Genomic DNA, 1,328 nt, shown 5'->3' with positions numbered 1-1,328 from the left:
CCCCTGGGCCGTCCCCGGCACCCCCGGCCTGGAACACCGCATCGGCGGCATCGAGAAACAGGACGGCAGCGGCAACATCTCCTACGACCCCGCCAACCACGACCACATGGTCCGCACCCGCCAGGCCAAAATCGACGGCATCGAGGTCCCCGACCTGGCCGTGGATGATCCCGACGGGGCCCGGACCCTGGTTCTGGGCTGGGGCTCCACCTACGGACCCATCACCGCCGCCGTCCGCCGCCTGCGCTCGGAGCACCTGCCCGTCGCCCAGGCCCACCTGCGCCACCTCAACCCCTTCCCCCCCAACCTCGGTCAGGTGCTGCGCCAGTACGAGACCGTGGTCGTCCCCGAAATGAACCTCGGCCAGCTCGCCACCCTCATCCGCGCGAAATATTTGGTCGACGCCCAGTCCTTCACCCAGGTCAACGGCATGCCCTTCAAAGCCGAGCAGCTCGCCACAGCCCTCAAGGAGGCCCTCCATGACTGAGACGACTCCGGCACAGACCCCGCTGTCCCTGGTGCCCAAGGCCGAGGGCCGGCAGTCGATGAAGGACTTCAAGTCCGACCAGGAAGTGCGCTGGTGCCCCGGCTGCGGCGACTACGCCGTCCTCGCCGCCGTCCAGGGCTTCATGCCCGAACTCGGCCTCGCCAGAGAAAACATCGTCTTCGTCTCCGGCATCGGCTGCTCCAGCCGCTTCCCCTACTACATGAACACCTACGGGATGCACTCCATCCACGGCCGCGCCCCCGCCATCGCCACCGGCCTCGCCACCAGCCGCCGCGACCTCAGCGTCTGGGTCGTCACCGGCGACGGAGACGCCCTCTCCATCGGCGGCAACCACCTCATCCACGCCCTGCGCCGCAACGTCAACCTCAAAATCCTCCTCTTCAACAACCGCATCTACGGCCTCACCAAAGGCCAGTACTCCCCCACCTCAGAAACCGGCAAAATCACCAAATCCACCCCCATGGGCTCCCTCGACGCCCCCTTCAACCCCGTCTCCCTCGCCCTGGGAGCCGAAGCCACCTTCGTCGCCCGCACCATCGACTCCGACCGCCAACACCTCACCCACACCCTGCGCCARGCCGCCGACCACCCCGGCACCGCCCTCATCGAGATCTACCAGAACTGCAACATCTTCAACGACGACGCCTTCCAAGCCCTCAAAGACAACGAACAAGCCCCCGAAACCGTCATCCGCCTCGAACACGGCCAGCCCATCCGCTTCGGCACCCACCTCAACAAAGGCATCACCCGCGACCCCCACACCGGCGACCTCCACATCACCGAMATCACCCCCCAAAACGAATCCCGCATCCTCACCCAC

At 66.6% G+C, this 1,328-nt stretch carries 1 protein-coding gene and 1 pseudogene; both read left to right on the top strand.

The features are described 5' to 3' along the window. A pseudogene (locus ACJA3G_RS37090) lies at positions 1-487 on the top strand (2-oxoglutarate ferredoxin oxidoreductase subunit alpha); the annotation flags it as partial. Then, positions 480-1,328 (top strand): 2-oxoacid:ferredoxin oxidoreductase subunit beta (locus ACJA3G_RS37085; RefSeq protein WP_406557407.1); only part of this gene is annotated, 849 nt, incomplete at its 3' end. The pseudogene ACJA3G_RS37090 and the gene ACJA3G_RS37085, both read left to right, overlap by 8 nt.

The organism is Streptomyces sp. YS-3 (assembly GCF_045257485.1).
Taxonomy (GTDB): Bacteria; Actinomycetota; Actinomycetes; order Streptomycetales; family Streptomycetaceae; genus Streptomyces.
Note: the sequence above shows the minus strand (reverse complement) of the source record. Positions and strands in the feature narration are given on the sequence as shown.